Here is a 7,317-nt window from a genome sequence, read left to right on the forward strand (position 1 = left end):
AGTAAGTTTCATGCTAAGTTTTGCCTTACAGAGTCACGCTTTTAATCGAGTATAATCGTGTCAAAAAGTAACACCCGTAATACCACATCAAAAGATGAAACTATTAGTATCCGTTTAGACAAGTGGTTGTGGGCTGCACGCTTTTATAAAACCCGCGCCATCGCACGGGACATGGTGCAAGGTGGCAAAGTACATTATAATGGCCAGCGCACTAAGCCTAGTAAGGTAGTCGAACTAGATGCCGTGATCAAACTTGCTCAAGGAGTTGACGAAAAAGTTATCACTGTACTTAAATTGCTTGATAAACGTTTAAGTGCCCCCATTGCTCAAACTTTGTATCAGGAGTCTGATGCAAGTATCGAAAAACGCGAAGCTAATAGCATCGCGCGCAAGAATAATAGCTTTTTTGCTCCTCATCCGGACCGTAAACCAGATAAAAAGCAAAGACGCGAACTTTTAAAAATGAAATCAAGTTAGGTAAAGCCACTCATGCAACAAGATCTACTTCATCGTTATACATTTGATCAACTAGACGTCCGCGGCGAACTCGTACAAATAGAGCAAGCTTATAATGAAATGATTGCCGATCATAATTACCCCGTGCAAGTGCAAGCTTTATTGGGTGAGTTACTGGTCGCAACCTGCCTACTTACAGCTACATTAAAGTTTGAAGGTGATATAGCAGTACAACTGCAAGGTGATGGCCCGGTAAAATATGCGGTTATCAACGGTGATCATCAACAAAATATGCGTGGTATTGCCCGCCTGCAAGGTGAAGTAACAGGCTCAACCATCCAGGAACTAATCGGTAACGGTGTGATGGTACTGACAATCACACCAACTAAAGGTGAGCGTTATCAAGGTATAGTTCCGCTTGAGCATGACACGTTAGCAGCATGTCTTGAAGCCTACTTTGCACAATCAGAGCAACTACAAACACGTCTTTGGTTTGCAACTGACACAACACAAGGTCACGCGAAAGCTGCTGGTTTACTACTACAGGTGTTACCTGTAAATAAAGAAAAGTCGATTACTGACTTTACTCACCTTGAAGCACTCAGCAATACGATTAAAGCTGAAGAGTTGTTAGAGCTTGATGCTGCTACTGTCCTTACTCGACTTTATCATGAAGACAATCCGCGTGTTTACGAGCCGCAAGCAATCCAGTTTAAATGTGGTTGTAGTAGAGAAAAAACCATCACTGCGCTCGTTAATATAGGTCAACAAGCTTTATTAGATGACGTTATTGAAAATGGTGAGGTAAAAATTAGCTGCCATTATTGCTTAAAAGATTACATTTTTAATGAACAAGATGTGAAGAGTATTTTCAACTAACAACATCGTTCAAAAAACCAACAGAATTCAAGCCGCATTTTTTGCGGCTTTTTTGTGCGTAGAGATGATACCGGTGTCATGAATTTAATGATTTTTTATGACACCGGTATCATTGAAATTATTCATGTTTTTTGCCAAATATATGTGTTTTTAGGCCTTTCATAGGCTCGAATATCCCTAATCCATCTGTTACTATAATTACAGCTTAAAGGGAAATAAGAACCCCAGAGCTATCCCGTTCAATCTCACACAATTTAGGTATAAACATGACTTCAAGCGCTACTCGTTTTGTCGATCTAACTGCAGCTGAACTTGTCGAACACGCGATCCGTCGCGGTGAAGGGACTTTAGCCGCCAATGGAGCTTTTGTTGCTAACACTGGTCGTCGTACTGGTCGTTCACCACAAGATCGTTTTATTGTTCAAGAACCAAGTACTGAAAATGAAATCCAGTGGGGTAATGTAAATCGCCCTTTCGATGCAGATAAATTTGACGCTTTATGGGCACGTGTTGAAGCACATGTGCAGAGCAACGACCACTTCATCTCTCACCTTGAAGTAGGCGCTGATCCAGAGCACTATTTACCTGTTGTTGTTACAACGGAAACTGCATGGCATCATATCTTTGCCAAAAATATGTTTATCGAACCTAAATCTTATAATGCATCTGATTTACCCCAATGGCAGGTAATGAATGTACCTTCATTTGTTTGTGACCCAGAACGTGATGGCACTAACAGTGATGGCACAGTAATTATCAACTTTGCACAACGTAAAGTATTGCTTGCAGGTATGCGTTATGCCGGTGAAATGAAAAAATCAATGTTCTCAGTGCAAAACTTTCTACTACCAGCGAAAGGCGTGCTACCAATGCACTGCTCAGCTAACGTAGGTGAAGTTGGCGATACAGCATTATTCTTTGGTCTATCTGGTACCGGTAAAACAACTTTATCAGCAGATCCAACTCGCTTTTTAATTGGTGATGACGAGCACGGCTGGGCACCTGGTAGTGTATTCAACATCGAAGGTGGTTGTTATGCTAAGTGTATCGACCTTTCACAAAAGAATGAGCCTGTTATCTGGGATGCAATCCGCTTTGGAACTATCCTAGAGAACGTTGTCCTTGATGAAAAAGGTATTCCTGATTTTCATGATACTAGCCTAACGCAAAATAGCCGCGCAGCTTATCCGCTTGAACACGTTGAAAAACGTAAAGTAGAGAACCGCGCAGGCGAGCCAAAAGCAGTGGTATTCTTAACCTGTGATGTAAGCGGCGTATTACCACCAGTATCAATCCTTAGCGAAGAAGCTGCAGCGTTTCATTTCCTAAGCGGTTACACTGCAAAAGTTGGCTCAACTGAAATTGGTTCTACCAGCGATATCGAATCAACATTCTCAACCTGTTTTGGTGCACCATTCTTCCCACGTCCAGCGGGTGTATACGCGGAGCTTCTAATGAAGCGTGTACGTGAATTTGGCGCTAAGGTATACCTAGTTAACACTGGTTGGACTGGCGGTCCTTACGGCACTGGTAAGCGTTTTGATATTCCAACTACCCGCGCTGTTGTTGATGCAATCGTATCAGGTAAACTGGCTGGCGTTGAAACTCAACATATTGATGTTTTAAACCTAGACGTACCAGTTGCAGTACCAGGCGTTAACAGCGAGCTACTTAACCCAATCAATACTTGGGAAGATAAAGCTAAATACGCTGAATATGCGGCCAAACTTGCAGCAGACTTCACTGAAAACTTCGCTAAATACGATGTATCAGATGAAATCAAAAATGCAGGACCTAAAGCTTAATAAGCTACTTTAGCCTCATAATTAAAACGCCAACCTCGAGTTGGCGTTTTTGATTTTAACCAGAAAATTAAATCCATCACTCTTACTACTAAACCTGAGTTCGGGGTAATAACCCTATCTCCTGTCGCTATTTTCATATAACAATTATTATGGAATAACTACCCCCTTACATTTAAAAGAACGACTAATCCTTAGCTCCTGTTAAAAAGTAACCTTAAAAAACAAAATAAATGTTACTTTATTTCTTTTAATATGTTAAAAAAGTATTGCATTAATTTAAAGTAGTAACTAAAACTTGGCATATTAAGTAGCAATGCCGATCGAAAGGAGTAACTTTGCCCTCGTTAAAATGCAAGGTTACAACTGGTTATAAAAATAAGTAAAAGAGATTAAACCATGTCAAAATTAGTCATCGATAGCAATAAATACAACACTGGACGAACGAAAACTCGGCTTAGCCTTGCGATTTCATATGCATTACTAGGTCTTTGTCCACTGTTACTTACAGCTCAAACTTCGCAACAAAATGACAGCGATGTCAAACCTATTAATAAAGATGAATCAATTGAGGTTATAGAGGTCACGGGCATCCGAGGCAGTATCTATAGCGCACAAAACTTAAAGCGCTATGCTGATACCGTAAAGGATGTTATCACGGCATCAGATATTGGTGCACTGCCTGACAAATCAGTGACTGAGGCTCTCCAACGTGTTCCTGGTGTCACAATTGAACGCTTTGCATCTTCTAGTGATCCGAAGCATTATGCAGATGAGGGGACTGGTGTTCTTATTCGAGGCTTGGACCGGGTCCGCTCTGAAGTAAATGGCCGTGATGCATTTAGCGCAAATCCATCGGGTGGCCTAAGCTATGAGGACTTCCCCGCGGAGCTACTAGGTGCTGTAGAAGTAGTTAAGAACCAAACCGCGGATCTTATATCAGGAGGTATTGCTGGTACAGTCAACCTAATTACTCGCAAACCATTTGATTCCACAGACCGTATTATCTCTTTTAACGCAAAAGCTAATTACAGTGACTTTCGAGATGAGACAACTCCTTCTTTCTCCGCTCTGTTCTCTGATAACTGGGAAACTGATGCAGGTAAATTTGGCTTTCTTATTGCCGGATCACAATCTGAATATAAAACACGAGGTGATGGTATTGGTTTAGGTAATTTCCACTCCCGTGGCGATTCATTTATTCCCACTACTGATCAATGGGGTGGCATCATAGGTGTTGATCCAAGCTCGCCGGTTGATGGCCCTGCTTTACCCGGTCAACCTGCAGCGAGTGTTTGGCATGTTCCGGTTGCTATTCATATGAGTACAGCTACTAATGATCGTAAACGCACTGGCTTTACATCATCATTGCAATGGGCTAACAACGACGAAACTATAGTGGCCACCTTGGAACATATTAATTCAAGAGCCTCATTGGAGTGGAACGAACGCCAAATTGGACAAGCAGCTCAAGGCTTTAAAGGGTTTATGGGCTCATCTCAGAATTGGATGGATGATGCTGAAAATGGTTACCCATTAACCACTGAGAATGGATTCGTCACATCAGGTATTGCTTTAGGTGTAAGTCCTGAAACTCCTTTTTTCTATCGAAGTCGCTGGAACTATAACGAAAATACCGTTAAAGATACTTCATTCAAACTAACACTAAAACCAATTGATCGCCTGACGGTTGATTTCGATTACCAACACATAGACTCTGAAAAATCACTACAAAATTACAGTATGTCAGGTCAAACACGAGGTAATCATGTCCATGTAGTTTCGCCTTACTTCCTAGATATGCGCGGCTCTAGACCTTCTGTTGAATTTCTCAGTGACAATATTTTAACCGCAGGTTGGTCTCCTAATGAAGATTGGAATGGTCCTGTACCAAATCTATTTCTTGGTAGTGGCATGGAACAAATAGAGCATAATACAGCCAAAGCCAATAGTTTTAAATTAGATGTTAATTACGAACTCGATGGTACATTTACTAACATTAAATCTGGTATTTATCACTCAGACAAAGACTTGACTGTTCGCGACACCGCTTATGAAGGTTGGTCTGCAATCGGTACACCATGGGTACAAGATGACCGTAATGCAGCTTCTGCAGTTAATCGACCTGAATTATTTGAGCGTGTTGATTTCTCTGATTATTACAACGGTCAAGTACTGCAAGGTAATGTAAATAACTTCCTTTTTCCACGCATGGAATTAGTCAAAAATTATGCTGATTCGCTCCGCCAGGGCTGTAAAGACGGTTGGCATAATGCAACAAACAGCGCAGCAAACAACGGTATTTGTACGGGTACTTACGTCCCTTATACAGATAAGCCAAACCGTGTTGAAGGCCCTTATGCAGCTCATAATATCAGTGCAACAAACGAAAAACGCACCGAGTTTTATGTACGTGGCGACTTTGATTTTGTCGCGCAAGATATTCCAATAGTCGGTAATGTAGGTTTACGCTATGTAAACTACAAATTAGCCTCCACTGGCGCATTAGTGCAACCGCCGGTAAGTAAGCGCGGTGAACCTGGAACATCCTTAAATACAGTAATGCAGCAGCCAGAATACAAGCGCTATTATGATCTTGCTGGGGGTGAATCAACACTGAGCACAGTGGATGGTACTGATTACAGCACAATATTACCAAGCCTAAACCTAAGCATGGGTATTAGCGAAGACGTAGTGGTAAGATTTGGCATCTCAAAAGCCTTATTTTACCCAAGCCTAGTTGATGCACGGAACATCAGTATTATCAATCTAGACTATAATCGTCGCCTCCAAACACCTGGCGCAGACTATGATGAAACGAGTAACCCTGTTGTAGGAATCGATGATATAGAACTGACCGCATTATCGGGTAATCCTTACCTTAAACCTGAAACAGCAATAAATACCGATCTAACAACCGAATGGTATTTCGCGCCAGCAGGCTACGTTACTTTGGGGCTATTCCATAAAAAACTAGATAACATTATTCGCAATAGAACATTTGACCTTGACGTGACATACGGAACTGAAGAATACAACTTATCTGCATATGGTCCTGCCAATACTGGCTCTGGTACACTGCGCGGTGCTGAATTTTCATACTCTCAATTCTACGATATGCTGCCAGGCGCTTGGGGTGGTTTAGGTTTACAATTAAACTATACCTTCATAGACCAGAGTGGTTTAGAAGATCCTAACGAAATCTCAAATGGAACATTAGGATTCGATGAAAATGGTAACCCTATCGCTGATAACCGTAACACTTTCCGTGTGTTCAGTGGGCTACCTCTGCAAGGGTATTCAGACCAAAACTTAAATATTATCGGTATGTATGAATACGAAAAGGTTTCTTTTCGTCTAGCCTATACGTGGCGCTCTGAATATTTATTAACCCTACGCGAATCTGAAGAATATGTACCAGCTTATGCTGAGGCTTCAGGTATGATGGATGCCAGCTTATACTACACCATTAATGATCATTGGAAAGTAGGTGTTGAAGCGAGTAATTTACTCGAGACTGAAACCAAAACTAAATATCAAATGGATCAAGCGGGCACTAAAACTCAGGCGTTGAACTTCACGACAGATCGACGCTTTGCACTTAGCGTTCGAGCAACTTTCTAGAAGCTAAATACTAAAACGCGTAGCAGCAAGACTACGCGTTTTTATTCCAAAGCTTTCGCTAATTTATCTATCACTTATAGAGGTTACAGGTTTGCCTGTTACTTATAAAAAACACTAGTTTGCCTTCTATTTATAAAGAGTGCGAGTTGACTAGTTTCTCATGATTAAAAATAGCAGTGCACGCATCTCAAAAGGTTAAAGCTGTCTTCCTCACCAACTCACTCATTCACTTTACTGCTGATGTAAAAAGCCCGACTATTACTAGTCGGGCTTTCTAAATTTGAAGCCATGGTGTGCTGCGCTTTAGGATGTCGTAGTGCCCACGGCGGTAAAAAGTCACATAGCAATCTTATTCTTTTCCTTTAACCTATTACCTTTCACCTCGAACCTTCTTTTTAATTTATTCCAGACAACAAAAAATCCGTTACATCGCTGTAACGGGTTTCTCTTATTTGGAGCCTGGCAATGTCCTACTTTCACATAGCAAATGCTACACTATCATCGGCGCTGTTTCGTTTCACTACTGAGTTCGGCATGGGGTCAGGTGGGTCCAAAA

General features: G+C 41.4%; 4 protein-coding genes. All 4 read left to right on the top strand.

All coding sequences use genetic code 11. The annotated features are described in order from the left end of the window. The first annotated feature begins 54 nt into the window (after nt 1-54). Nucleotides 55-477 (top strand): ribosome-associated heat shock protein Hsp15, encoded by a 423-nt coding sequence (gene hslR, locus H5163_RS19860; protein ID WP_392352783.1) that lies wholly within the window; start codon nt 55-57, stop codon nt 475-477. A 12-nt stretch (nt 478-489) separates the two neighbouring features. Further along, complete coding sequence (gene hslO, locus H5163_RS19865) at nt 490-1,335, top strand: Hsp33 family molecular chaperone HslO (protein ID WP_145242756.1); 846 nt, start codon at nt 490-492, stop codon at nt 1,333-1,335. Nucleotides 1,336-1,601: 266 nt separating this feature from the next. Beyond that, on the top strand, nt 1,602-3,140 hold the full coding sequence (locus H5163_RS19870) for a phosphoenolpyruvate carboxykinase (protein ID WP_182735803.1): 1,539 nt from the start codon (nt 1,602-1,604) through the stop codon (nt 3,138-3,140). A gap of 396 nt (nt 3,141-3,536) precedes the next feature. Further along, nucleotides 3,537-6,761 carry a TonB-dependent receptor gene (locus H5163_RS19875; RefSeq protein WP_182735804.1) on the top strand — a complete coding sequence of 1,075 codons (3,225 nt, stop codon included), beginning with the start codon at nt 3,537-3,539 and terminating at the stop codon, nt 6,759-6,761. Nucleotides 6,762-7,317: the final 556 nt, after the last annotated feature.

The organism is Pseudoalteromonas sp. SG44-8 (assembly GCF_014164125.1).
GTDB classification, from domain to species: Bacteria; Pseudomonadota; Gammaproteobacteria; order Enterobacterales; family Alteromonadaceae; genus Pseudoalteromonas; species Pseudoalteromonas rhizosphaerae.